Raw genomic sequence first — 25223 nt, 5'->3', positions numbered from 1 at the left:
CTTGTGGTGGGTGAACCGGGTAAGTTTCGTGTACAGGCCGTAGTATGCAGGCGTCGGCCATCAACGACTCTGCTGCTTGAGGATAACTAACAAGATACTCCCAGGCGGGCTTCAGCGTGGCGACACGCGTCTGCCATCCTCAACATCATCACTTGGGTGATTGATCACCGACTCGCCCTCGTCTACCCCTGTGAGGATTTGTGCAACCAGGCCGTTGCGTTGGCCAACTTTCACCACGCGTTGCCTGGCACGTTTGCCTTCCACAACAAACACCGCCCAGCCATCCTGGTAACGAAACAGGCTGCTGGCCGGTACCTGTAATACGTTCTCATCTTGCCAGAGGACAAAACGTGCCTCGACCCGGTAACCATCACCGAGCCGCTGCCACCGTTCGGCCGCCGAGGTGAAATCGACAATCACCAGTACGCGTTGTTCTTCTACCCCGAGTGCCGAGATCTTGGTAAAGCCGACCGGCTCGACGGTTCGCACGATGCCGTGTAGGGAATCTTCGCCGCCCCAGCGTTCAAACAGGACGTTCATGCCCGTTTTTATCTTCACGGCATCGGCAGACAAGACATCGACTTCCACTTCGAGGATGGAGGTGTCACCGACCTCCAGCAAGGGTTCACCGGTACGCACCGGGCCTTCACATTCATGCGCCAGCTTGAGGATCTTGCCGTTAATGGGGGAACGAACCGGGACGCGCTCTGCCGGGGCACCGCTATCGGTGGCGGCGGAGTATTTTAATACCGAGCGTGCCGCCTCGAGTTCATATTTAGCCACATCCACATTGAAGTCGGCCGAACGTTTCCGGGCACTGCTGGTCTGTACCTCCATTTTCGCCTTGTCGAAGGCCTCGCGTGAGACCAGTCCCTTGTCGGCGAGCGGACGCAGACGCTTGAGTTCGGTCATGGCGAAGCTTGCTGACGCGTTAGCGGCGCGGGCATCTTCCATGGCTGCCTGCAGGGCCGACTGGGCCATTGCTTCCCGTGCCCTGGCCTCGGCACGGCTCCGCGGGTCCAGTACTTGTGACTCAAGCGGGCTGATGAACAACAGGGTCTGGTCTTGCTTAATGCTGTCACCAACATTCAGATCGATATTGCAGGTCACCCCATCGACCGGTGCGGCAATGATGTAGCGGTCGACGACGCGGGTACGACCTTCTTCCTCAATGGTGACGGACATTGGTGCGCGTTTTGCTTTCACTGTCTCAACCAGCACCGGACGTGGCCAGAAACCCCAGACCAGCAGGGCGATGATCAACACCGTGATGAGAACAATAGCGGGGTGTTGGCGCAGTGGGTTACGCATAGTCATTATTCCTTGGTCTTGAGTACGGCTACCATATCGAGTCGAGCCAGGTTATGCCATATCATAATGCCTGAGATGATGGATGATACAAGTACGACTGTTGCGGCAAAGGCATAGACATCTGTCCCCAGTACCAGCGGGATACGATAAAGGTCCGAATCGAAGCGAAAAGCCAGGTAGGCGCACAGCCCATAACCAATTAACAGGCCGAGTGGAATGGCCAGCAGGGTAAGCAGGCCGAGTTCACCGAGCAGGATATAGGCGACCTCGCCGCGCGTAAAACCCAGCACGCGCAAACTGGCCAGTTCACGATTCCGTTCCGACAGCGCGATACGCATACTGTTATAGACCACGCCAAAGGAAATGCTGCCGCCCAACAGGGTGGTAATAAAGGTAAAGAACAAAATGGTCTCGGCCATGGTGTCATAAAAGGCTTGTATCGCTGAGGTCTGTTCTACCACACCGGCGATGCGCGGAATGTCCTTCAGCTCAGCATAGACCTCGCGCAGGTAACGGGCATCGACGCGCAGATAGGTACCGGAGATAGCGTCGCCTTCTTTTAATAAACGGTTCATGGCATCGCGCTGCATATAGGCATTGACGCCGAGGTATTGTTTGGTCGTACCGACCACTGGTACCTGTAGCGTGGGCCGGCTGCCTTCCAATATTTCAATACTCAACATGTCACCAGGTTTGATATGCAGTAACTCGGCCAGGTAGTCGGTCAGCACAACACCATCTTGTGGCAGGCCGAGAAGCTGCAAGTCTGCATCGAACAGACGAACCAGGGAAGTATCCGGGTCAATACCTTCTAGTGCGGTACGGTAGTAACGGTGCCTGAATTGCAAACGCGCCGGGGCAGTGCGAAAGCCTTCTACCTGCTCGACACCTTGCAGGCTCAGCAGTGAATACATGGCCCGATCTGATGTCGGCTCGGTAAACGTCGCCATCATGTCCTGGCGCTGACTCATGCCAAACTGCACATCTACCATGTGGTCGATGGCTCCTTCCTGAAAGCCTCCAATCATCATGATGCTGCAGGCCATGGCAATACCAAGGGTGGTTAAAAAAGACTTGAATGGACGTCGCTCGATATGGCGAAGAATCATGCGCGAAGGCTGGGAGAAAAAACGCTGCAGGCCGAGACGTTCGATGATGGTGGGGTGATAGATAGCGGGTGGTTCCGGTCGCATGGCCTCGGCAGGTGGTAGTTTTACCGCTTTGCTGACGGCATGCAGAGTGCCAAGTACGGCGACGGCGAAGCTGATAAAGACCGCGGCGATGATGACCTGCGGATTTAACACGTAGATCATAAATGGCAGGCTATAGAACTCCATATAGATGTTGCTCATGCCCTTGCCCATCCACATGCCGATGCCGATGCCGCCGATTACACCGAGTGCCACAATCATTAAGACGAGTTTGATGTAATGCAAGCCAACCGCGAAATTGCTGTAACCGAATGCCTTGAGGGCCGCTATCTGTTCCCGCTGCAGGCTGATGAGGCGACTGACCACCACATTTAATAAAAATGCCGCCACCGCAAAAAAGATCACAGGGAACACCGTGGCGATAGTTCTCTGCTGCTTGAGTTCTTCAGTCAGAAAACGATTGGAAAGCTGGTCCTTGCGGGCATAGGCACCTCGGCCACCATAGGGTTTTAGCAGATCATCCAGTCTGTCAATAACATCTTCTACATGCGTGTCATTGCTCAGGGTCAGGCTCAGGTCGTTGAAGGCACCATCCAGGTCATAGGCCGTGGCCAGGGGCTTTCGTGCCATCCACATCACACCATACCGTTTAAAGTCCGGGAACACCGCACCGGGGGCAATCTGGTAAATGTATTCAGGTGACAGGGCCAGCCCGACAATGGTAAGGGATTTGCGTCGACCGTTAATGGTGGCCTTCAGTTTGTCACCTGCTTGCAGGCCATGTGCCTGGGCAAACTCTTCACTCACCAGGATTTCATTATCACGATCGGCCTCAAGCAGGCGCCCCTCGCGCAGATAGGCCTGATTTAACTCGCCACGGCTATTAGTCGGCAAAGAAATCAGGTGCGCACTCGCTGGATCGGTAAAGCCGGCCACATCAATATTGACATAGGCGACTACGCGCGCCTCGACTTTATCGATGCCGGGAATTTCCTTAATACGTTCCAGCAATGAGAGGGGTGCACGTTTCAGGGGAGCAAATACGTGCGCGAAATGATTATTGCGGTAATAACTTTCCCGGGTTTCATACAGGGAGTCGAGGGTACTCAAGGACATGATGAAAATGGCCACACCACCGATAATCACCATGGCGATGGCCAGCGCCTGCATGCGCATCCCCCACAGTTCACGCCAGAGTTTTTTGTCAATGGCCTTCATCTGAGTGGCTACCAGCTAAGTTCGCTTGGTGGGAGTTTGCGTTCGTTGCTGTGCACGTCAACAATGCGTCCATCGGCCAGCCGAATCACGCGGTCGGCCATCTGCGCAATGCCAGCATTATGGGTAATGACGACGGTGGTAGTGCCCAACTCCTGGTTAACCCGTTGCAGCGCCTCGAGTACGACAATACCGGTTTGGGAATCGAGGGCGCCAGTGGGTTCGTCACATAACAGCACGTCTGGGTTCTTGGCAATGGCGCGGGCAATGGCTACGCGTTGTTGTTCACCACCGGAAAGCTGTGCCGGGAAATGCTCCATGCGGTTTCCCAGGCCAACCAGCTGCAGAGCTTCTTCCGGTTGCATGGGGGAACGGGCAATCTCGGTAACGACGGCGACATTTTCACGTGCGGTAAGGCTCGGGATCAGGTTGTAAAACTGGAATACAAAGCCGACGTGGTAACGACGATATTGCGTCAGTTCGTTCTCAGAGGCGCGAGTCAGGTCACGGTCCGCATAAAAAACATGCCCGTCAGTCGGTGTATCCAGCCCGCCAAGAATATTTAATAAAGTGGATTTGCCGCTGCCCGAGGCGCCCAGTAAGACTGTGAATTCGCCGCTATAAAGATCCAGGTCGACCCCGCGCAGGGCCGGAACCTGCACCTCGCCCATCTGGTAAATCTTGCTCACCCCGTGGACGTGAAATACCACACCCTCGCCGAGGGGCTCATGCGCATTCTCTGTGGTTACTCTATCCACAGAAGTAGTATAGCAGACGTTATCATCGTCTCTTATTTTCTCCTCTCGCCCGGATGACGAAGATAATACCGGTAGTTGAAGGGACGGGCTGAAGCGGATTCAGATTTGCCTTGCGCCCCATGTATGAAAGGCAAAACGTATTAACTACTCTGCTGAGTCACATCTACAAATAACTTCAGGCGCTGCCCGGGTTGCAGGTACTTGCTCTTGCTGAGGAGGGTGTTCCAGCGCATTAAATCTGTAATACGGACACGGAAGCGGGCGGCGATGCGCGCCAGTGAATCCCCACGGCGCACAGTATAGTTCACGCGCTGTATCACAGGTTTGCTACTCGGTGGGGTCGCTGGCGACACATGACGTGCAGTGCGTTGTACAGTCTTGGTCCAGACCACCAGTTTCTGGCCACGGTGAAGGGTGTCGCGCGGGGCCATGGCATTCCATTTTGCCAGTTCACGAACGCCGACCTTATATGTGCGGGCAATGTCCCACATTGTGTCACCGGCAACGACAACATGTGTGATCTTGTTACGACCGGACTTGGGCGCATTCAGCGTGCGTTGCTTGCGTTGTGACGCACTCAAACGGTATGTGGGCGCGCTTTTTGAGGCGATCGGGATGACGAGATTTTGTCCCGTGCGCAGGAAATTGCTACGCAGTTTATTGCTGCTCTTGAGCAGGGCAACACTGATACGGTATTTATCGGCGATGTGGCTCAGAGTCTCGCCCGAGGCGACCTTGTGATGAGCCCAGCGCATGCGTTGTTCTTTCGGTAACACGGCAAATCTTTCGCTAAAGCCGGCAGCCTTGTCTACCGGCAGCAGCAGGTAGTGCGGGCCTTTCGGTGCGGTAGCCCAGCGGTTAAAGCCAGGATTCAGCATATACAATTCATCGAGCTCAATATCGGCCAGCTCGGCAGCCAGGGCGAGGTCGACCTGGCCATCGATATCGACCTTGCTGAAATAAGGGGTATCGGCAATCGGTGTCAGTTCCAGGTCGTAAGCGGCCGGATCCTTTATTATGCGGGCAATCGCGAGCAGGCGTGGCACGTAACCGCGGGTCTCGGGTGGCAGGTGCAGTGACCAGAAGTCGGTCGGTTTGCCCTTTTTTTTGTTGCGGCGTATGGCCTTGCGGACGGTGCCTTCACCGGAGTTATAGGCCGCCAGGGCCAGTAGCCAGTCGCCGTCGAGGTTCTTTTGTAACTGTTGCAGGTACTCCAGCGCGGCGGCCGTCGAGGCATACACATCGCGGCGGCCGTCGTACCACCAGTTCTGCTTTAGACCATAGTGGCGGCCGGTGCCAGGGATAAATTGCCAGATGCCGGCGGCGCGGCCATGTGAATAGGCGAAGGGTTTGAAGGCGCTCTCGACCACAGGCAACAGGGCGATCTCGGCGGGGATACCACGGCGCTCGGCCTCGTCGACAATATAATGGAGATAGGGTCTGGCGCGTTCGGCCACGCGGTCCAGATAATTGGGGTGACGGGCGTACCAGTCGGTTTCCTGGTCGATACGCTTGTGTGAGACCTCGGGCAGGGCATAACCATTACGCAGACGTGCCCACAGGTCGGCGTGAGCCGGCGCCGCCGCTTCAGTTTGCGGCAGGGCCGCGATGCCCTCAATGCCTCCCGGCTCGGGGGTCTCCAGCTGAATTCGGGCGACGGCCTCGCTGACGCTGGTATCACTGGCCAGTGGCTGACCATGTGGAGGGAGAGTTGGCAGGGTTGTGGTGCAGGCCACCACCGTCCACAACAGGGACAGGGTACCGAGCAGGCGCAGGGCCATGGGGAACGTCATCGAGGTGTTCTTCCTTACTGAAACCATTATTTATTTTGCCGCCTATGTTAGGTATGCATCGGCGGCAGGTCAACCTCATCATCCTGATTAGGTCATTAGTAGACCACGGCAGACAAACCGACTTCTGTGTAGCGTGTCACAGCATTCGGGCAGGCCGGATATAGGGTTTTGCTGACAGAAAGGCTATGCTGTAGCGATGCCTGACTTTAATACCGATATTTCACCGCCCACCTCGGCCCCCGGGGCCGACCTGCCCGCCTGGTATGGCAGTTACCTGGGTCGGCTGTTGGCCCGGGCAGAGGGCGAGGCCCTGGACGAGCTATTGCCAGACCTGTTCGGTTACCACCTCGTGCAACTGGGCGGGCATGGTGAGAACCTGTGTGCGACCAGCCGCATCTCGCATTGCATGGTACTGGATGAATTGGCCCATTCTGCGACCAGTTTGCTGGCGGATAATGCGGCCTTGCCCTTTGCCTCAGAGAGCGTGGACGTGGTGGTGATGCCGCATACTCTTGAGTTTCACCCCGACCCGCATGCCATCTTACGGGAAGTGGATCGCATCCTCATCCCGGAAGGGCATGTGCTGATCCTGAACTTTAATCCCCTCAGCCTCTGGGGCCTGGCACGCCTGTTATTGGGCTGGCGCAAGCAAATGCCCTGGCGCGGGCAATATTACACACGGAGGCGATTGCGAGACTGGTTATCGCTGCTCGGTTTTGATTACATCGATGGGCGGCAGGTGTTTTTCCGGCCACCCCTTCAACATGAGAAGACTATGCAAAAACTTGAATTCATGGATCGCATCGGCCAGCGCATCATACCGCTGTTTGCCGGCGTGACCATTATGCTGGCACGTAAGCGGACCAGCACCCTGACCCCGATAGGCCCGCGTTGGCGAGAAAACAAGATCCGCCATCGTCCGATTGCTGAGCCAAGTACACGAGGTATGCACTATGATGACCCACGTTGAGATTTTTACCGACGGGGCCTGTCGCGGCAATCCCGGCCCGGGCGGCTGGGGTGCCTTGCTGCGTTACGGCAAGGAGGAAAAGACCCTCAAGGGTAGCGAACGCGAGACCACCAACAACCGCATGGAACTTATGGCCGCGATTAGCGCGCTCGAGTCCCTCAAGCGCCCCTGCAAGGTGGATTTAACCACCGATTCAAAGTACGTCATGCATGGCATCACCGAGTGGATGGTGAACTGGAAAAAACGTAACTGGAAAACCGCCTCGAGACAGCCGGTGAAAAACGTCGACCTCTGGCAGCGGCTCGATGCAGCAACCCAGAGGCATGCCATTAACTGGCACTGGGTCAAGGGGCATAACGGTCACGTCGAGAACGAACGCGCCGATGAACTGGCCAATCAGGCCATTGAGGAGATGCTGCATACCTGAGCGACCAGCCTGATTATTGGCCCTTCGTACCGGCAAGCCTGGTGGTAGGTGTGAAACAGGTCATGTTTTTACATTTCAGCGGGTAAATTTCACAAAAAACATCCTGGCTTTCAGGTTCGCTTCAGCTTTATTACCTATGATCCTTGTCAAGATAAGGCATGATGGCAAGGAAAGTAATAATGCTGCAAGTGGCGCTGAAAAATGACAAGGGTGTACAAAACAGCCTGTTTTACAACGAGCTGCGGCTGAAACGCTTTACCGCACTGACCCCCAAGGTCATCGCGATCACCAGTCTCTATTCTCCGGAACGCCGCCGGGTTGAACGTTTCCTCGAACGCGAGTTTCGCCAGACCTACAACGCGCGCATCACTGAACATTACCCGACACTCATGAGTGTGCAGGATGATGAGGGCACGATCCTCGGTGCATTGGGTTTTCGTTATGCCAATGAGGCGGACCTGTTTCTCGAACAGTACCTGGACAGCCCCATCGAATCTGTCTTGACGGAGGCCTGTGGCGGTTCGTCAGCACGTAGTGATGTTGTCGAAGTGGGCAATCTCGCCTCGCATGGCAGTGGCGCCTCGATCTTCTTATTTACCGCGCTGACTGCCTACCTCGCACAACAGCGCAAACGTTACATAACGGTGACGGCAACGGACTTTTTGCATCGTTACTTTACGCGAATCGGGGTTGAGCCGTTGCTGCTTGGGCATGCCGAGCAAACACGCCTGCCAGATGGCGGGGCCTCCTGGGGGGCTTACTATCAGACCCGACCACGCATCCTCGCCGGGGAAATTATCCCTGCGTATGAAAAGTTGCAGCAACACCTGCAAATGAGCATGGTGGAAGAATGCCCATACCTGCATGCACAACTGCATGCGAAGACACATGGCGAATGAGCGAAGTCCTGCGCGCTATTGCAGCACATGCCCGTGAACAAGGCGATGCCCCCGCACTAATTTCCGATGCGACAACGCTTAGTTATCGAGGACTTTGCCGGCAAGTGGACGCGCTGGCATCAGACCTGACGGCATACCAGGGCCAATGCGCCGGTATTGAACTCGATAATGGGTTTGCCTGGGTGTTACTTGATCTCGCCTGCATCAAGGCAGGTATCGTCACCGTGCCACTGCCGGCCTTTTTTACCACTGCCCAGCGTCAGCATGCCTTGCGCAGCGCTGGCGCAAGTTTATTGTTTTCGCACAAACCGGGTGGGCCGACATCGGTACCGGCCGGTAATGGGCATGTCATAACGATTCATATCCTGGATAACCCCGATGTTGAGCTGCCCGTGGCGACAAGCAAGATCACCTATACCTCCGGTACCACAGGTGAACCGAAAGGGGTCTGCCTCTCACAGGCAGGCATGGAGCAGGTAGCGGCCTCATTAATGAGTGTGATCGGTCCTCAGGCCGCAGAGAAAACCGCTGCGGTGTTACCACTGGCGGTATTGCTTGAAAATATTGCCGGTTGTTATGCAACCTTGCTGGCAGGGGGATGTTATGACGTGCAACCGCAAACAAAGATTGGTTTTAATCAGGGCATGATCCCGAACTTTGTCCAACTACATCATTACTTGCGTGAATCTGCGGCGCGCAGTTGCATCCTCGTGCCTGAATTATTGCGCGGGCTGATACAGGTCATCGCGCAGGGCGGGCAGGGGCTGGCGGAGATGCGCTTTATTGCGGTCGGTGGTTCGCGTGTTTCTGCATCCTTGTTGCAACAGGCCGAACAACTTGGCTTGCCGGTGTACCAGGGCTACGGCCTCAGCGAGGCCGCCTCGGTGATGTCCGTGAACACCCCGACGGCGAACCGTTGTGGCACGGTCGGAAAGTTACTGCCGCATGTGGATATCCATCTTGCCGGAGATGGCGAGATATGGGTTCGAACCCCGGGCTTTCTCGGTTATGTTGGTGAGTCACTGACAGATGATGTTTATCCGACGGGCGACATCGGTGCACTGGATGCGCAGGGTTTCCTGCATATCACGGGGCGCAAGAAGAACATTATTATCAATGCCATGGGCAGGAATATTGCCCCCGAGTGGCCGGAGAGTGAACTGCTGGCACAGCCACAGATAGCCCAGGCCGTGGTGTTTGGTGATGCCGAGGCGGGCTTGTCTGCCCTGTTGGTGCCGAGTGCACCTACCGTTGATGCCGTGCAGTTAAACGAGGCCATAGCCAGGGCCAACCAGGCCCTGCCGGAGTATGCACAGGTCAGGTACTGGCAAATCTCACCACCCTTTACGGTGGCGAATAAACAATTAACCGGCACCGGACGACCGCGCAGGGCCGCGATCCTCGAGGCCTATCAGACACCGTTGAATAATATGTATAGCGTTGCATGAGGAAGACATGAAGACATTTTTTGAAAGGTTGATGGCAGAGACAGAAGCAGAGCGTATGCGGCTTTACAGCGTGCCGCAGATCATGGACGCCATGCAGGGTGATATCAGTCTGGACAGTTACCTCGCTTACCTGGAACAGGCCTACCACCACGTCAAACATACCGTACCACTGATGATGGCGGCCGGCTCCCGTCTGCCACAGAGCAAGGAATACCTGCGCGAGGCACTGGTGGAATATGTTGAGGAAGAAGTGGGGCACCAGGAGTGGATCCTGAACGATATAAAGCATGCCGGTGGTAATGCCGAGCAGGTGCGACGAGGTGAGCCCAACGAGGCCACCGAGATGATGATTGCCTATGCCTATGACTATGTATCGCGGGTCAACCCGGTCGGGTTTTTCGGCATGGTCCTGGTGCTGGAAGGCACCAGCATCCAGCTGGCGACGAATGTGGCCAATACCCTGCAGGCCTCACTTGGCCTGGGAGAGAACTGTTTTAGTTACCTGAGTTCGCATGGTTCACTCGATCAGGAGCACATGAAGTTTTTCGAAAAGTTGGTTAATCAGATCGACGATGCCGAGGACCAGCAGGCAATCATTCATGTCGCCAAACGGATATTTATTTTGTTTGCACAGGTATTCCAGAGTATTCCACACAAGGGGGCCCTGAAGCATGTCGTTTAACAACAAGCATATTGCGATCACCGGCGGTGCAGGCGGTATCGGTAGCCTGTTGTGCCAGGCATTTGCCGAACAGGGCGCCAGGGTTACCGTTATCGACCGTGTCGAGAATATAAACCTGGGCGAAAGGGTAAGTCTGTTGCAGGCAGACCTTTCCAGCATGGATGGGATACAAAAGGTTTGTAAGGCACTTGCCGACCAGCAGGTGGATGTGCTGGTGAATCTCGCCGGCCTGCAATATTTCGGGCTGTTCGAAAATCAGTCGCCGGAACAAGTGTTGTTGCATTACATGGTGAACCTGCTGGCACCCGTGATGTTAACCCAGGCCGTGTTACCGGCCATGAAGGCACGTGGCAACGGGCATATTGTGAATATCGGTTCGACCTTTGGCTCAATCAATTTTGCGCACTTTGTGACCTATTCCAGTTCCAAGGCCGGGATGAAGGGCTTTAGCGAGGCATTACGCCGGGAAGTGGCCAATGAGGGAATCCAGGTAACTTATGTTGCACCACGTGCGGTAAAGACTGCACTGAATGATGAAAAAGTGATGCAACTGGCCAGGGCAACAAACATGAACATGGACAGTCCCGAATACGTGGTCGGCAGGATCATGCAGGCGATCAGTGCCCAGAAGAAGGAGGCCTATATCGGTTTCCCCGAGTGCCTGTTTGTGCGCATCAATGCCCTGTTACCGCGCATCGTTGATAAGGCGCTGGCGGCCGACGACAGAAAGGCCAGAACAATACTTAACCAAGCAGAGACGGCATAGGACCATGAAAATGATAAAATCGATACTTTTTTCCATTATTGCAGTACTCCTGTTTTCGAGTGCGACACTACAGGCAGATATGCTGCAGTCACTCACGGGTAACCTGGAGCTGGATAACGATATTCGTCACCTGCAACAGGAGTGGGCCCTGATCAAATACAGGGAGAAGGATAAAGACAGGCAGGTAAAGCGGATGGAAGCACTGGCGAAACAGGCTGCAGACATCAACGCGCGTTATCCTGACTTTGCCGAACCAAAGATATGGGAGGCGATCATCGTTAGCAGCCAGGCAGGCATCCAGGGTGGCTTCGGTGCGCTGAGTCTGGTTAAACGTTCAAAGGCCCTGCTCGAAACGGCAGAGAAGATCAAACCAGAAGCATTGGACGGTTCAGCCTACACCTCACTGGGTTCCCTGTATTATCAGGTGCCGGGTTGGCCGATTGGTTTTGGCGACGATGGTAAGGCGCGGGCCTATCTGGAACAGGCCAGGGCGCTGAATCCTAACGGCATAGACTCGAATTACTTTTACGGTGATTTCCTGCTGGATCAGGGTGAGTATGATAAGGCCATCAAGGTGCTGGAACAGGCCTTGCGTGCCCCCCAACGGCCGGATCGCCCTGTGGCAGATGCCGGACGTCGTGACGAGATCCGGCAGGCTATTGCCAAGGCGAAACAGAACCTCGACAATAACTGAAAGATCATCAGCGACCGGGCGGGTGAGGGAAATGCTTCATCTGCCCGGTTTTTCACTATACCCAGAGCCGGGTGCCGGGCAGGCCAATAAGGGCAGACATGCGATTACTCCTGATCGAAGATGACCCGCAACTCGGCAAGGCCCTCTACCAGGGCCTGAAACAGGAATACACAGCAGACTGGTTCAAGAGTGCCGAAGAGGGCGAGGCGGTTATCGGTAACACGCCCTATGATATCGTCGTCCTCGATATCAACCTGCCTGGCATGTCTGGTCTGGAATGGCTGCAATCACTGCGCAACCGGAAGGTTGAACTCCCGGTGTTGCTTCTGACGGCACGAGATGCCCCCTCGCAGCGCGTTGCCGGCCTGGATGCCGGTGCTGATGACTACCTGATCAAACCCTTCGATTTTGATGAACTGTTGGCACGGATTCGCGCCTTGTTGCGTCGCAAGGGTGTCTATCAGGAAAGCGTATTGAGTTATAAAGATATTGTTATGGACCTTGCCGGCAGGACCGTGAGCAAGGATGGGCAAATGGTTTCCCTGTCGGCCAGAGAGTTTGAGATCCTGCGGCTGCTACTGGAGAATACCGGCCGGTGCCTGAGCAGGGAACAGATTGAGCAAAAGATTTACAATTGGGATGAAGAATTTGGCAGTAATACCGTCGAGGTGCATATTTCGGCGATTCGTCGCAAGTTGGGAAAGGAACTGATCAAGACTATGCGTGGCATTGGTTATATTGTGGTGCGTGAAGTATGAAACGTTGTTCGCTACGCGTCAGGCTGTTGCGGGTATTATTGATTCCAGTCGTACTTGCTTATGTGATTATCGGTGTGGCCTCATATTACAGTTCCTATCATGAAGCCGAAGAGATCTATGATGCGCAGTTAACGCACTTTGCCAAGGTATTGCGTGCACTGACCCAGGACGAAATTGAGGATAATGCTGTTACAGAAAGGCGGATCGTACTCAACGAGAAACTCGAGCTACATGAGTATGAGAAGAATTTTGCTTACCGTGTCTGGCTGGACAATAAAATTATTTTACATTCCAGCAATGCTGAAGCCTTCGGACCCGTATCTGTCCCCAATGGTTTTCTTGAACGCATCATTCAAGGCGAACGTTGGCGGTTTTTTATTCTCCGCGAGGGCAATGTTACGGTTGAGGTGGCTGAGCGTTACGAAATTCGCATTGACCTGATTCACCATATCCTGGAAGGCATCTTCCTGCCACAGTTATTGATCCTCCCGTCACTGGCATTGATCATCTGGATCGGCGTGATCCAGGGCTTGCGGCCCCTGGATAGCCTGTCTGATCTCATCCGACGCCGAAACCCGGATAACCTGGAAACGATCGAGGCGCCGGTTGTTCTCAGTGAGATTGCACCAGTGGTTGATGCCATCAATGAGCTTATGCAGCGTGTCAGCGAAGTACTTGACCGTGAGAAACAGTTTTCCAATTACGCGGCCCATGAATTGCGCACCCCCCTGGCCGCACTGAAGACGCAATTGCAGGTTGCCCTGCGTGCCAGGGATGCTGGACAGTCACAGGCTATGTTCAGGGAAATGCTGCCGGCTATCGACCGCATGCAGCACCTGGTCGAGCAACTGCTGTCCTTCGTACGAGTCAAGGCGACTTATAATCACCAGGATCACGTTGAACTGGCCGGGGTTTGTCGGGAGGTCTTGAAAGACATGGCACCGCTCGCGGTAGAGGGGCATCGTGATCTGGAAAGCGATCTGACTGCGCAAGCAGTGATCATAGGTAATGCCGAGATGTTGTCGGCCCTGGTCAGAAACCTGGTTAGTAATGCCATTAAATACACCACCGAGGGTGGCCATGTGCATGTTTCATTGCAATGCCATGGTGGGGAAGTTGAGCTGCGCGTTACCGATGATGGTGTCGGTATCACAGACAAAGACCGTTGCAATATCTTCGACAGCTTTTACCGTGTCGCCGGTACCGACACGGAAGGCTGTGGCCTTGGCCTGGCCATCGTCAAATGGGTGGCCGATATGCATGATGCCAGGATTGTGTTGAGCGAGGGCATGGGCGATAAGGGCAGCTGTTTCAGTATTCGCTTCAAGTCTTTGTCCGAATAGATCCACTAAGTCTATCTTTTACAGTGGGTTTTATCCGGGGTGACGGTCTGGCGTAATGTCGACTTGCCAGTGCTTGCTGTCAGCCTGTATCTTTACGCCATGAGACAAATCGTACTTGATACTGAAACCACTGGCCTCGATCCACGTGATGGCCACCGCATTATCGAAATCGGCTGTGTGGAGCTGATCAACCGCCGCCTGACGGGCAACGACTACCATCAATACCTGCAACCGGACCGTGAGATCGATGCCGGTGCGATTGAGGTGCATGGCATCACCAACGAGATGCTCGCCGACAAACCACGTTTTGCCGAGTGTGCCGATGACCTGCTCGCCTACCTGAAAGGCGCCGAGCTGATTATTCATAATGCACCGTTCGATGTCGGTTTCTTGAACAGTGAGTGGCAGCGGCTCGACACGAAGTCCACCGCCCTGGGTAAGCTGTGTCAGATTACCGATAGCCTGGCCATGGCCCGTCAGAAACACCCGGGACAAAAGAATACCCTGGATGCCCTATGCAAACGTTACGATGTTGATAACTCGCAACGCGAATTGCATGGTGCCTTGCTCGATGCGCAGATCCTCGCCGATGTCTATCTCGCCATGACCGGTGGCCAGGGTGCCTTGTCTCTGGATAGCTCGATGGATGCCAGTGGTATGCGTAAGCGCGAAGAGATCCGTCGTGTTGACAATAACCGGCCAGCCCTACGTGTTATCGAAGCGAGTGCAGAAGAATTGCAGCGACACGAGGCATGTCTCGATTCGATGGATAAAGCCTGTGATGCCGGTGCGGTATGGCGCAGAAGCAGTATGGTGAAGCAGAATTTACCGGATTAATATGGCTTTGATTGCCTCGCAACTCGAATCAATTTTTTGAATATATAGGTAGTGATCTGATGTCTTCAAGTTACGAGCTGGAACCTGATGAACTCTATCGTCGTTCCGACCCGGCGATACTTTCTTTCAAGACGACTGATGAAATAGAGGGGCTTGATGAGGTTATCGGCCAGTCGCGTGCAATCGATGCTATTCAGTTCGGGATACAAATAAAAAAATCCGGCTATAATCTCTATGTGCTGGGGCCATCAGGTCTTGGCAAGCAATCTACTGTCCTGCAATACCTTTCCAAACAGACGGAATCTTCCCCTACCCCGTCAGACTGGTGTTACGTCAATAACTTTGAACAGCCGCATAAGCCTTATGCCCTGGAATTGCCGGCTGGCAAGGGGCGGGTATTGTGTAATGACATGCATCGTCTTATTGAAGATAGCAAGGCGTCCATGCCAGTGGCCTTTGAATCTGACGAATATCGGGCAAAGTTGCAGGACATAGAAGAGAGATATGAAAATCGTCGTAAAGAGGCGATCGCAAAACTGACCGAAGAGGCAGAGAGACATGATGTGGCGCTGATCAAGGGTCCTCACGGCTTCATCCTCGGTCCGATTATCGATGGCAAAGTCATTCATGAGAGTGAATTTTCAAAACTCCCAAAAGAACAGAAAGAACATATAACTGAGGTTATTGAGATATTTGAGGAAAAACTCAGTGCCCTGATCCGGCGTATGCCACAGATGGCGAGGGAGGAAAGTGAAGAGATTAAAAGTCTGGAACAAAAAACGGCCCTTGCCACCGTAGATTACCTGGTTAGCGTGCTTCTGGACGAATACCAGGACTTGCCGGATGTGTGTCGTTATTTTAATAGTGTAAAGAATGATATTGCTGAAAATGTTGCTGCGTTTACGGATCATGGCGAGGTGCAGGGTTTGCTGGGACTGGTTAAAGATGAGGAGACGTCATTCCGGCGCTATGAGGTCAACTTACTGATTGATAATAGCAAAACCGAAGGTGCTCCGATTATCTATGAAGATAACCCTGTTTATCAGAACGTAGTTGGCAGGGTAGAACATGAATCAAAACTGGGCGCATTGTTTACCGACTTTACGCTGATAAAACCGGGCGCCTTGCATAAGGCCAATGGTGGCTACCTGGTACTTGATGTTGTCAAATTGCTGCGCCAGCCCTATACCTGGGATGCGCTGAAGCGTGCCCTGTATGCCAATGAGACATGTATACGCAGCCTCGGTTCATTGTACGGTATTATTGATACGGTGAGTCTCGAACCGGAGGCGATACCCCTGGATGTGAAGGTTGTTTTGCTCGGGGAACGGATATTTTTCTATCTATTGCATGAGTATGATCCGGACTTTAAGGAACTGTTTAAGGTTGCCGCAGATTTCGAAGAGGATATGGAAAGGACGGACAATAATATCCTGCTGTATGTAAATATGATCGCTACCATAGCCAGAAAAGAGGAACTTCTGGCTTTGGATGAGGCGGCGGTGTCGCGGATTATAGAACAGAGTGCACGACTTGCAGATGACTCAGAAAAACTTACTACGCACATGCTTAGTATAGTCGACCTGATGCGGGAGTCTGATCACTGGGCCAGAAAGGCCGGCTCAAAAGTTATTGGTGTTAATGATGTACAGAAGGCCATTGATGAGCAAATCAACCGTTCTGACAGGCTGCGGCAGCGCTACCACACCGAGATCCAGCGTGATACGGTACTGATCGACACGACCGGCGAAAAACTGGCAACGGTGAATGGCCTTGCTGTCATCGATCTGAGCAATTACCGTTTTGCACACCCGGTTCGAATTACCGCCACGACCCGTCTTGGTGATGGCGAGGTCATTGATATTGAACGCGAAGCGGAGCTGGGCGGGGCCATCCATTCAAAGGGAGTTTTGATCCTGTCAGGCTTCCTGTCATCGCGTTATGTTAAAGACATGCCTTTGTCATTGTCTGCATCGCTAACCTTTGAACAATCTTATGGCCTTGTAGAAGGCGATAGTGCCTCGGCGGCCGAGTTGTGTGCCTTACTCTCGTCACTGGCTGAGGCACCGATCTTCCAGCACCTGGCGATAACCGGCTCTGTCAATCAGTTGGGTCAGATACAGGCCATCGGTGGTGTAAATGAAAAGATTGAGGGTTTCTTCGATGTTTGTGCTGCGCGTGGCCTTGATGGCAAGCACGGTGTGATTATTCCAAAGTCTAATATTAAACACCTGATGTTAAGAAAAGATGTTGTCGATGCTGTCAAGCAGAAGCACTTTCATATCTATGCTGTAGAGACAATAGATGAAACCATAGAAATACTGACAGGTGTAACGGCCGGAGTGGCTGATACGAATGGCAAGTATCCCGAGGGTAGTATTAACTTCCGTGTTGAAAATAAATTGCGCGAACTGTCACACACGCTTGAAAAATTCATGAAAGCCAAACACTAGCGCCAGGTAATAATAAAAGGCTCGTCACATTTTGTGGCGAGCCTTTTTTAATTATCTTACTATGACGTCTAGTTAACCGTAATACGTGTGCGTGCTGTACCTAGTACCTCACTGGTCACCCAGTGTTTGATGTCTATCTCAATAGTATACACACCTGTTTGAGTTGGCTGGATTATGCAGTCATAACGTTCAGCGGATGATGCGTCAATTTCAGAAACATTTACTGATTTTTCTAAAGGTCGGCCATCGGAGGCGATAATCTCTGCCGCAAGTCCACCAAAGCGAATTTGTTGTGGTAAATAACCAGCACAAATATAGCGTACCAACAAACGTTGTCCAACATTCATGTTGATGGCAATTCCCGGTGCGGTGAGTGCCGATTGCGCACCATCCACGCCGGTGATGATGAAATAATCAGGATTCAGACTATTAAAGCCTTCATCGCCACCACAGGTACCGGCATCCCAGTTTTTGTTATGCCAACTGGAGTCAATTTCGTCCACTGCCCAGATTGCTTCCAGGTCATAGCTTGGGCCACCGGTAAATGCTGTACCCGGCCCTTCCGGTGGGTCGACAATCAATGCACCATACATACCCATTTCGGCATGTAATACTGTATTGGTGTGGCAATGATAGAAATAGGTTCCTGCATGTGAGGCTTTCCATTGATAAGTGTAGGTACCATCAACATCAAATGAATAATGACCAACGCCATCATTCTCGGTACTTGGTTCAATGCCGTGGTGGTGAATGGTATGTAGCCAATGCATACCATTAACACTTAGCTGGGTATGGACAATTTGACCTTCGCTGACACGGATTGCAGGAGATGGAAAAGTACTCCCACTACCCATCATTCCACCACCACCGTCAGTAAATCCCCAAATGGTGACAGACTTGCCGTCGTCCATGGTCATGGAACCGTTCATATAAATGCCACGTTGAAAGGTCACATCGGGCGTTACTTTTCCGGGTGTGGCCGGTGCATCGGGATATACATAACAGGTACCGCCACCACCGCCACCCATCATCCCCATCATAGGAACTGCTTTATCAAGATTAAACATTATTTATCCTCCAGTTATTTATTTAAATGCGATAGTGGTTGCCGCGCCAAATTGATAAAGTCCGCCGCCTGCAGTTTGGGTCATTTCATCATGGAAGTGCATGGGGAAATGGCCGGTTGTAACGGGAGGCCAGGCATCGGGTGGAGGCGCGAAGGGATAAATAACATCGAGACTACCTTTGTTATCGGTTAATCGAAGTGTATCTTTCAGCCATACATTTGTGCGTGCCTGATTATTGCTGGCCAGCCATTCAACGTGGTTGGCGTGGAAGTGAACGGAGTGAACGCACATGCCGGCATTAAGAATGCGAATAAGGGCTCTATCCCCAATGCTACCTTCTATTCGTGTATCAGTAGCATAACCGGAATCAATATCGGGGTTAGCATAGTCAGGATGTCCAGGTACCCGCATGCTGCGGCCATTGATGGTGAAGTAATAGGGCTTGAAGACACTTGCTGGTGTATTGCCGAGGCGTAGGGCGTCGTGCCAGGCCGGGTCGATATCGTTGGTGACCCAGCTGTATTGTTGTACGAAGGTCGGGCTGCCTGCATACAGTTCATTACTGCTGCTTGTGGGCATGACGGCAAGCGCACCCTGTAGACCAACCAGACGGTTATAGGGTGCATTCAGTCCATCGTAATAAAGATACGAGCCGGCTTTGTTGACGGTGAACGCGACAGTTTTAGTTTGGCCGCCGCCGATAGTGCCGCTATCAACAACACCATCAATTTTAAAACTGTGGCTGGTTCCGAGGGTGTTTACAATGGTGATCTGTAGCGTATCGCCTTCTTGCACAATCATTTGCGCGCCGGGCACTGTCAGGCTGTTTGTGTCAGGACTAAACCCACGAAAATATACATCGACCCCATCGGGTTGGGTGATAAAGCCTTCGGTAATATAGAATGTTTTACTAATGGTGGCGGCGAGCGCGCGTGGTGCCCAGGTAATGAGCCCACTTGTCCCTATCAGTGCGCTTGCTATCCCTGCACTGCCAAACTTTAAAAAGTTTCTTCTATTCACAGTGCCTTTACTCCTTCCTTAAGTGAATAATTAATATTTGTTATATGCATATTGCAAATAACAGGGTGGCACTATGCATAGCTGTAATATTTCTGTAAACACACTGCATAATTAATAAAGAATATTATTATGCATTAAGACGCATGAAATTTTTTACCTTACAATGTATTAACAAGGAATCTTAGTTTTCAGGTTAAGAAAAAATATTTCAGTTTTATGACAATATGTTTGCAAGTTGCCATAATACTTTTCGGGTATCTTGGTTAGTGGCTTTGTAAGTTACTGAATAAATTTCTATATCTGAGAAGGGTGCTTTTAAAACACATGGTATGCATACGGATTTCATTTTGCACCTATAGCATGGGCGAAAGACGCGTGGTGATGTGTAAAGAAAAAAGTTCGAAGGGGTTTACAAGGTTAATACTTATGACTAAACCCATGGCCAAAAAAATGCCCGTTACATAATGTAACGAGCATTTGATGTCCGGGCGTTAGTGTGGCGGTATATTCAATTCCCGTTTGTCCTGGCCCTTTGTCAATTAGCCGCCAGTCCAATAACAATTTAACTTTAAGCCTTCTCCGCCTCTTGCTTTTCCATCTCGGCGATCTGCTTGCGGACTTCGTCCATGTCGAGCTCCTTGACCTTGCCAATGAGTTCATTCAAGGAACCTTCCGGCAGGGCACCGGGTTGTGAGAACACGGCGATCTGCTCACGGAAGATCATAAGCGTCGGGATCGAACGGATGGCAAACATGGCACCGAGTTCCTGTTCTTCCTCGGTGTTGATCTTGGCAAAGGCGATGTCCGGGTTTTCACCGGCGACCTTTTCGAAGATAGGGCCGAAGCTCTTGCACGGGCCGCACCAGGGTGCCCAAAAGTCGAGGATGAGAATATCGTTGTCTTCAATCGCGGACTGGAAATTGTCCTTGTTCAGATCGAGTGGCATGAGAAAATCCTTGTGATTAAATATGAGTGTTTCCTAATATAGGGATAGGGTGGGTTGATTTCAAGCAAAAACCTTTATAATCATAGGGTTTCATCATGGGATTGGCGATGCAGTGCCCATTCGACGTGTTCGCGGACCAGCGCCGAGGGGTGCGCGGCGCGGCCCTTGAGTGCCGCGATGATGTTCGCGGCCTGCGGTGCGTTACCCAGTGCCACGGCGATATTGCGTAACCAGCGTTCATGACCGATGCGGCGGATGGCACTGCCCTCGGTGTGCCTCAAGAAAGTCTCTTCATCCCAGCCAAAGGCCTCGACCAGGCCGATGGCATCGAGTTGATGGCGGGGCTGGAAATCCGCCTCCGGCGTGAGTTCGGCAAAGCGGTTCCACGGGCAATATAACTGGCAGTCGTCACAGCCATAGATGCGGTTGCCGATGAGTGGGCGCAGTTCAGGTGGGATGGGGCCATGCAGTTCAATGGTCAGGTAACTGATACAGCGACGCGCATCGACCACATAGGGTTCGATGATCGCCTGCGTGGGGCAGACATCCATGCACGTCGTGCAGGTACCACAGTGATCAGGGGTGCTGTCATCAACAGGCAGGGCCAGGTCAGTATATAGCTCACCGAGAAAAAACCACGAACCAGCATCACTATTAATCAGGTTACTGTGCTTGCCGACCCAGCCGAGCCCGGCCTTGGCGGCAATGGCCTTTTCCAGCACCGGCGCACTATCGACAAAGGCACGGTAACCGAACTCACCTATCTCCCCCGAGATTTGAGTGGCGAGTTTTTGCAGGCGGTTGCGCATGAGCTTATGGTAATCGCGCCCCAGCGCATAACGCGAGACATAGGCGCGTTGTGCCTCGTTTAGATTCTCTTGCATGGCGTTGGCATCGGGCAGGTAATCCATGCGTACCGAGATCACACGTTGCGTGCCGGGTTCGAGTTCGGCCGGGCGCGTGCGTTTGCTACCGTGCTTGGCCATGTAGTCCATCTCGCCGTGCAGGCCCTTTGCCAGCCAGTCATGCAAATGCTGTTCAGCCTTGTCGAGATGCACGTCGCTGATACCGACTTGCTGAAAACCCAGCGCCTTGCCCCAGGTCTTGATCTGTTGTGCAAGCTGGACGAGTTGTGGTTCTGACAGTGTCGGCATTGGCTTGCGGTGTTTTGGCCCAGTGTTTTAATCGCAGTGCTATGATACGCGCTATGCGCAGATTACCGAATGCTTTATACCGTGCCGAGCAGGTCCGCGAGTTTGATCGCCTGGCGATCGAAGAGCAGGGCATTGCCGGTGCCGAGCTCATGGAGCGAGCCGGACAGGCCGCCTTTAATGCCTTGCGCGAGGCCTGGCCGCGTGCCCGGCGCATCGCCGTGCTCGCCGGTATCGGCAATAACGGTGGCGATGCCTATGTCGTGGCACGGCTTGCACACGATGCAGGGTTTGCAGTGCACCTCTGGCAGGTCGGTGACGCACATAAACTCAAGGGTGATGCCCGGGTCATGGCCAGGCTCTGGCGCGATGCCGGTGGTGAGACGCAAGACTATAAAACCAGCCTCGACCTCGGCGGCAGTGATGTCGTCGTCGATGGCCTGCTCGGCACCGGCCTGAATACCGAGCTCGAAGGCGACTGGGCCGATGCGGTGCGTGCCATCAATGAGAGTCATGCCGGCGTCATGGCGCTGGACATCCCTTCCGGCCTGCATGCCGATACCGGTTGCGCGATGGGTTGTGCCGTTACCGCGCAACTTACTATCAGCTTTATCGCCCTCAAACAGGGCCTGTTTACCGCCGAGGGGCCGCGGTATTGTGGGCGGCTGCTATACGACGACCTGCGCCTGCCGCCGCAGGTACTGATGTCGCAGGTGCCCGCCGTCTCCCGCCTGACCTTTGCGGGCGTCGCTCACCTGCTGGCGCCACGTCGGCGTGATGCGCACAAGGGCGACTTCGGCCATGTGCTCGTCATCGGGGGAGAGGCCGGTATGGGCGGCGCGGTGCGCCTAGCCGCCGAGGCCGCACTGCGTGTCGGTGCCGGTCTGGTCAGTGTCGCCACCCGGCCCGTGCATGCCGCGGCGATTAGTGCCGCACGCCCGGAACTCATGTGTCATGCCGTAACTAAGGCGAGTGAACTCCGACCGTTGTTGGCAAAGGCGGATGTGGTGGCGATCGGCCCCGGCCTTGGTCAGTCCGACTGGGCGCAGGCGCTGCTCGATAGCGTGCTGGCCTGCGGCCTGCCGATGGTGGTGGATGCCGACGCCTTGAACCTGCTGGCCATCGAACCCGTGCAGAGTGATAACTGGATCCTGACCCCGCACCCGGGCGAGGCCGCGCGCTTACTCAACCAGGACACGACGGTGATCCAGGCCGACCGCTTTGCCGCGGTGAAGGCCTTGCAGCAAGGCTTTGGCGGCGTGGCCGTATTAAAGGGTGCCGGCAGCCTCGTCGCCGCGGCCGACTCGCCCCTGGCCCTGTGCGATGCCGGTAACCCCGGTATGGCCAGTGGCGGCATGGGTGACGTCCTCACCGGTGTGATCGCCGGGTTGCTGGCCCAGCGCCGAAGCCTGAAGACCGACCCGGCCCATGCCCTGGCGGTTGCCGCGCGCCTCGGTGTGAGTGTGCATGCCCGGGCCGCAGACCTTGCTGCCAAAGAGGGCGGCGAACGTGGCCTGCTGGCCTCGGATGTCATTGCGACCCTGCGTGAGGTCGTCAACCCGGCAGCATTCTGATGAGTCCTTATACGTTGCACATTGCCTCCGATACGGCCATGCAGGCCCTCGGTGCCAAGCTGGCCAGGGCCTGTCAGTCGCATGGCGTGATCTACCTGCAAGGGGAACTCGGCACCGGCAAGACCACACTCGTGCGCGGCCTGTTGCGGGGCCTGGGCCACGAGGGGGCGGTGAAAAGCCCAACCTTTACCCTCGTTGAGCCCTATACAGTGAACGGGGTATCCATTTATCACTTTGATTTATATCGGCTTAGTGACCCGGAAGAGCTCGAGTTTATGGGCCTGCGTGATTACTTCAGTGCCGAGAGCCTGTGTCTGATCGAGTGGCCGCAACGCGGGGGGGCATTGCTGCCACCTGCCGATATCGTCATTGCGCTGGAACATGCCGGGCCGGCCCGGGACCTGCAAATCTCCGCGCACAGCCCGCATGGCGAGGCAATCCTCGCGGCGCTGTAATCATGTCTGGGAATAAGATTCGCGAATAACCCCACACTTGCCATTCTCTTCATGTTGTTTTATAAGAAAATCGCGTATATAGTTAATATATAAGTGATCTTCCGGAGCTTTCTTCCAGCGGCCCGACCGCGGGGGGTGAAACATGAAAAGACTACTACTCGCCACTGCCCTATTCTTGTCCGCGTCCACGAGTTGGGCCGGGCAGGCCGATGTCATGGGTGTGCGCATGTGGCCGGCCCCGGATAATACCCGCCTGGTCTTTGACCTCTCCGGACCGACGGAACATACCTTATTTACCCTGAAAAACCCGGACCGCATCGTCGTCGACCTGCAAAATGCCCGGCTGCGCGGTGACCTGCCCGCCGTCGAAGGTGACGACAACCCGATCAAGAGCCTGCGCAGTGCCACCCGCAATCAGACCGACCTGCGTATCGTGCTGGATGCCAACCAGGCCCTGCGACCGAAGAGTTTTGCCCTCAAGCCCTATGGTGAGCACGGTCACCGCCTGGTGCTGGATCTGCAACACATCGAGCAAAAACGCGTCGTCGCCAAAAGCTCACGTGAGCCAGCCAGGGATAAAAAAGAAACCCTGCGCGATGTGATCATCGCCATTGATGCCGGCCACGGTGGCGAAGACCCCGGCGCCCGCGGCCATCGTGGTACCCAGGAAAAGCAGGTGGTCCTGGCGGTCGCCCGTAAGCTCGAGGCCCTGGTAAAAGAGGAGCCGGGCATGCGTCCGGTCATGATCCGCAACGGCGATTATTTTATTCGTTTGCGCGATCGCATCAACAAGGCCCGCACGGCGCGTGCCGATATCTTCATCTCCATCCATGCAGATGCCTTCCATAACCCGAAGGCCAAGGGCTCGTCGGTGTATACCCTGTCGCGCCGGGGGGCCTCGAGTGAGGCGGCCCGCTTCCTCGCCGCGAGTGAAAACAATGCCGACCTCATCGGCGGTGTCAGCCTTGATGACAAGGACGACCTGCTGGCCTCGGTGCTGCTGGACCTGTCCCAGACTGCCAGTCTCGAGGCCAGCCTTGATGTCGCCGGGAATATCCTTGGGGGTCTCAAGCAACTGGGCAAAACCCACAAACGCAGGGTGCAGTCGGCCAACTTTCTGGTCCTGAAGTCACCGGATATCCCCTCGGTGTTGGTCGAGACCGCCTTTATCTCCAATCCGGAAGAAGAACGTAAGTTACGTACCGCTGCCTATCAGCAGCGCCTGGCCACGGCGATGATGAACGGGATCCGTAACTACTTTGAGCGTTTCCCACCACCGGGAACGCGCCTGGCACGCCGCCATACGATCCAGAATGGCGAGACCTTGTCCGGCATCGCCGAGCACTATCGGGTCAGCATGCAGTATTTGCGTGTGGCAAATAACCTCGAGTCTGACAATCTGCGCGTTGGCCAGACCCTGCGCATTCCGTCGCAAAACAGCGATAGTTAACCCCCTGGCCCTGCCGTGGGCCTATAGTTAACGGGCACTTTGCATTAAGCTAGGC

The 25223-nt window shown here is 54.2% G+C and carries 22 protein-coding genes; 14 read left to right on the top strand and 8 right to left on the bottom strand.

Features of this window, described 5'->3' with window-relative positions; all coding sequences use genetic code 11:
• Positions 1-111: 111 nt before the first annotated feature.
• From EL386_RS10270 to EL386_RS10255, 4 genes are all read right to left on the bottom strand, one after another.
• The gene (locus EL386_RS10270) at positions 112-1311 is read right to left on the bottom strand and encodes an efflux RND transporter periplasmic adaptor subunit (protein WP_126455929.1); all 1200 of its coding nucleotides are present in this window, start codon (positions 1309-1311) and stop codon (positions 112-114) included.
• Positions 1312-1316: 5 nt separating this feature from the next.
• Positions 1317-3680, bottom strand: coding sequence for an ABC transporter permease (locus tag EL386_RS10265; RefSeq protein WP_126455927.1), 2364 nt, complete (start codon positions 3678-3680; stop codon positions 1317-1319).
• Between the two features lie 8 nt (positions 3681-3688).
• Complete coding sequence (locus tag EL386_RS10260) at positions 3689-4348, bottom strand: ABC transporter ATP-binding protein (protein WP_126457322.1); 660 nt, start codon at positions 4346-4348, stop codon at positions 3689-3691.
• Between the two features lie 227 nt (positions 4349-4575).
• Complete coding sequence (locus EL386_RS10255) at positions 4576-6228, bottom strand: lytic transglycosylase (RefSeq protein WP_197722055.1); 1653 nt, start codon at positions 6226-6228, stop codon at positions 4576-4578.
• Between the two features lie 196 nt (positions 6229-6424).
• On the opposite strand from EL386_RS10255, the gene EL386_RS10250 reads away from it, so the two are divergent.
• From EL386_RS10250 to EL386_RS10200, 11 genes are all read left to right on the top strand, one after another.
• Positions 6425-7198: a class I SAM-dependent methyltransferase gene (locus EL386_RS10250; protein WP_126455925.1), complete on the top strand. Its 774-nt coding sequence runs from the start codon at positions 6425-6427 to the stop codon at positions 7196-7198.
• A complete protein-coding gene (rnhA, locus tag EL386_RS10245) occupies positions 7182-7625 on the top strand; it encodes a ribonuclease HI (protein WP_197722054.1) in 444 nt (147 codons plus the stop codon). The genes EL386_RS10250 and rnhA overlap by 17 nt, the downstream gene beginning before the upstream one ends.
• A 179-nt stretch (positions 7626-7804) precedes the next feature.
• Positions 7805-8524: a thermostable hemolysin gene (locus EL386_RS10240; protein ID WP_172597702.1), complete on the top strand. Its 720-nt coding sequence runs from the start codon at positions 7805-7807 to the stop codon at positions 8522-8524.
• Positions 8521-9972 (top strand): AMP-binding protein, encoded by a 1452-nt coding sequence (locus tag EL386_RS10235; RefSeq protein ID WP_126455921.1) that lies wholly within the window; start codon positions 8521-8523, stop codon positions 9970-9972. The genes EL386_RS10240 and EL386_RS10235 overlap by 4 nt, the downstream gene beginning before the upstream one ends.
• A 7-nt stretch (positions 9973-9979) precedes the next feature.
• On the top strand, positions 9980-10654 hold the full coding sequence (locus EL386_RS10230) for an iron-containing redox enzyme family protein (protein ID WP_126455919.1): 675 nt from the start codon (positions 9980-9982) through the stop codon (positions 10652-10654).
• On the top strand, positions 10644-11420 hold the full coding sequence (locus tag EL386_RS10225) for an SDR family oxidoreductase (protein ID WP_126455917.1): 777 nt from the start codon (positions 10644-10646) through the stop codon (positions 11418-11420). The genes EL386_RS10230 and EL386_RS10225 overlap by 11 nt, the downstream gene beginning before the upstream one ends.
• Before the next feature lie 4 nt (positions 11421-11424).
• Complete coding sequence (locus tag EL386_RS10220; RefSeq protein WP_197722053.1) at positions 11425-12114, top strand: tetratricopeptide repeat protein; 690 nt, start codon at positions 11425-11427, stop codon at positions 12112-12114.
• A 98-nt stretch (positions 12115-12212) separates the two neighbouring features.
• Positions 12213-12872, top strand: coding sequence for a response regulator (locus tag EL386_RS10215; protein ID WP_126455915.1), 660 nt, complete (start codon positions 12213-12215; stop codon positions 12870-12872).
• On the top strand, positions 12869-14215 hold the full coding sequence (locus EL386_RS10210; RefSeq protein ID WP_126455913.1) for an ATP-binding protein: 1347 nt from the start codon (positions 12869-12871) through the stop codon (positions 14213-14215). The genes EL386_RS10215 and EL386_RS10210 overlap by 4 nt, the downstream gene beginning before the upstream one ends.
• A 99-nt stretch (positions 14216-14314) precedes the next feature.
• Positions 14315-15052, top strand: a complete 738-nt coding sequence (gene dnaQ, locus EL386_RS10205; protein ID WP_126457318.1) for a DNA polymerase III subunit epsilon — start codon at positions 14315-14317, stop codon at positions 15050-15052.
• 59 nt (positions 15053-15111) lie between these two features.
• Positions 15112-17505, top strand: coding sequence for a Lon protease family protein (locus EL386_RS10200; RefSeq protein ID WP_126455911.1), 2394 nt, complete (start codon positions 15112-15114; stop codon positions 17503-17505).
• A gap of 68 nt (positions 17506-17573) precedes the next feature.
• On the opposite strand, the gene EL386_RS10195 is transcribed toward EL386_RS10200, so the two are convergent.
• From EL386_RS10195 to queG, 4 genes are all read right to left on the bottom strand, one after another.
• Positions 17574-18572: a multicopper oxidase domain-containing protein gene (locus EL386_RS10195; RefSeq protein ID WP_126455908.1), complete on the bottom strand. Its 999-nt coding sequence runs from the start codon at positions 18570-18572 to the stop codon at positions 17574-17576.
• 18 nt (positions 18573-18590) lie between these two features.
• A complete protein-coding gene (locus tag EL386_RS10190; protein WP_126455906.1) occupies positions 18591-19592 on the bottom strand; it encodes a multicopper oxidase domain-containing protein in 1002 nt (333 codons plus the stop codon).
• A 568-nt stretch (positions 19593-20160) separates the two neighbouring features.
• Positions 20161-20538 carry a thioredoxin gene (trxA, locus tag EL386_RS10185; RefSeq protein WP_126455904.1) on the bottom strand — a complete coding sequence of 126 codons (378 nt, stop codon included), beginning with the start codon at positions 20536-20538 and terminating at the stop codon, positions 20161-20163.
• Between the two features lie 80 nt (positions 20539-20618).
• Positions 20619-21692: a tRNA epoxyqueuosine(34) reductase QueG gene (queG, locus tag EL386_RS10180; RefSeq protein ID WP_126455902.1), complete on the bottom strand. Its 1074-nt coding sequence runs from the start codon at positions 21690-21692 to the stop codon at positions 20619-20621.
• A 53-nt stretch (positions 21693-21745) separates the two neighbouring features.
• On the opposite strand from queG, the gene EL386_RS10175 reads away from it, so the two are divergent.
• The 3 genes from EL386_RS10175 (at position 21746) to EL386_RS10165 (ending at position 25168) form a co-directional block, all read left to right on the top strand.
• Positions 21746-23263, top strand: a complete 1518-nt coding sequence (locus EL386_RS10175) for an NAD(P)H-hydrate dehydratase (protein ID WP_126455899.1) — start codon at positions 21746-21748, stop codon at positions 23261-23263.
• Complete coding sequence (tsaE, locus tag EL386_RS10170) at positions 23263-23718, top strand: tRNA (adenosine(37)-N6)-threonylcarbamoyltransferase complex ATPase subunit type 1 TsaE (protein ID WP_126455897.1); 456 nt, start codon at positions 23263-23265, stop codon at positions 23716-23718. Before EL386_RS10175 ends, tsaE begins: the two co-directional genes overlap by 1 nt.
• Before the next feature lie 142 nt (positions 23719-23860).
• Entirely contained in the window at positions 23861-25168 is a 1308-nt protein-coding gene (locus tag EL386_RS10165) for an N-acetylmuramoyl-L-alanine amidase (protein ID WP_126455895.1), read from the top strand.
• The last annotated feature ends 55 nt before the right edge of the window (positions 25169-25223 follow it).

The organism is Sulfuriflexus mobilis (assembly GCF_003967195.1).
Lineage (GTDB): Bacteria > Pseudomonadota > Gammaproteobacteria > AKS1 > AKS1 > Sulfuriflexus > Sulfuriflexus mobilis.
Note: the sequence above shows the minus strand (reverse complement) of the source record. Positions and strands in the feature narration are given on the sequence as shown.

What these genes read in the sequence shown, in the direction of transcription:
- EL386_RS10270 (WP_126455929.1), bottom strand. Translation starts at nt 1,311, where the DNA reads ATGCGTAACCCACTGCGCCAACACCCCGCTATTGTTCTCATCACGGTG.
- EL386_RS10265 (WP_126455927.1), bottom strand. Translation starts at nt 3,680, where the DNA reads ATGAAGGCCATTGACAAAAAACTCTGGCGTGAACTGTGGGGGATGCGC.
- EL386_RS10260 (WP_126457322.1), bottom strand. Translation starts at nt 4,348, where the DNA reads ATGGGCGAGGTGCAGGTTCCGGCCCTGCGCGGGGTCGACCTGGATCTT.
- EL386_RS10255 (WP_197722055.1), bottom strand. Translation starts at nt 6,228, where the DNA reads ATGACGTTCCCCATGGCCCTGCGCCTGCTCGGTACCCTGTCCCTGTTG.
- EL386_RS10250 (WP_126455925.1), top strand. Translation starts at nt 6,425, where the DNA reads ATGCCTGACTTTAATACCGATATTTCACCGCCCACCTCGGCCCCCGGG.
- rnhA (WP_197722054.1), top strand. Translation starts at nt 7,182, where the DNA reads ATGATGACCCACGTTGAGATTTTTACCGACGGGGCCTGTCGCGGCAAT.
- EL386_RS10240 (WP_172597702.1), top strand. Translation starts at nt 7,805, where the DNA reads ATGCTGCAAGTGGCGCTGAAAAATGACAAGGGTGTACAAAACAGCCTG.
- EL386_RS10235 (WP_126455921.1), top strand. Translation starts at nt 8,521, where the DNA reads ATGAGCGAAGTCCTGCGCGCTATTGCAGCACATGCCCGTGAACAAGGC.
- EL386_RS10230 (WP_126455919.1), top strand. Translation starts at nt 9,980, where the DNA reads ATGAAGACATTTTTTGAAAGGTTGATGGCAGAGACAGAAGCAGAGCGT.
- EL386_RS10225 (WP_126455917.1), top strand. Translation starts at nt 10,644, where the DNA reads ATGTCGTTTAACAACAAGCATATTGCGATCACCGGCGGTGCAGGCGGT.
- EL386_RS10220 (WP_197722053.1), top strand. Translation starts at nt 11,425, where the DNA reads ATGAAAATGATAAAATCGATACTTTTTTCCATTATTGCAGTACTCCTG.
- EL386_RS10215 (WP_126455915.1), top strand. Translation starts at nt 12,213, where the DNA reads ATGCGATTACTCCTGATCGAAGATGACCCGCAACTCGGCAAGGCCCTC.
- EL386_RS10210 (WP_126455913.1), top strand. Translation starts at nt 12,869, where the DNA reads ATGAAACGTTGTTCGCTACGCGTCAGGCTGTTGCGGGTATTATTGATT.
- dnaQ (WP_126457318.1), top strand. Translation starts at nt 14,315, where the DNA reads ATGAGACAAATCGTACTTGATACTGAAACCACTGGCCTCGATCCACGT.
- EL386_RS10200 (WP_126455911.1), top strand. Translation starts at nt 15,112, where the DNA reads ATGTCTTCAAGTTACGAGCTGGAACCTGATGAACTCTATCGTCGTTCC.
- EL386_RS10195 (WP_126455908.1), bottom strand. Translation starts at nt 18,572, where the DNA reads ATGTTTAATCTTGATAAAGCAGTTCCTATGATGGGGATGATGGGTGGC.
- trxA (WP_126455904.1), bottom strand. Translation starts at nt 20,538, where the DNA reads ATGCCACTCGATCTGAACAAGGACAATTTCCAGTCCGCGATTGAAGAC.
- queG (WP_126455902.1), bottom strand. Translation starts at nt 21,692, where the DNA reads ATGCCGACACTGTCAGAACCACAACTCGTCCAGCTTGCACAACAGATC.
- EL386_RS10175 (WP_126455899.1), top strand. Translation starts at nt 21,746, where the DNA reads ATGCGCAGATTACCGAATGCTTTATACCGTGCCGAGCAGGTCCGCGAG.
- tsaE (WP_126455897.1), top strand. Translation starts at nt 23,263, where the DNA reads ATGAGTCCTTATACGTTGCACATTGCCTCCGATACGGCCATGCAGGCC.
- EL386_RS10165 (WP_126455895.1), top strand. Translation starts at nt 23,861, where the DNA reads ATGAAAAGACTACTACTCGCCACTGCCCTATTCTTGTCCGCGTCCACG.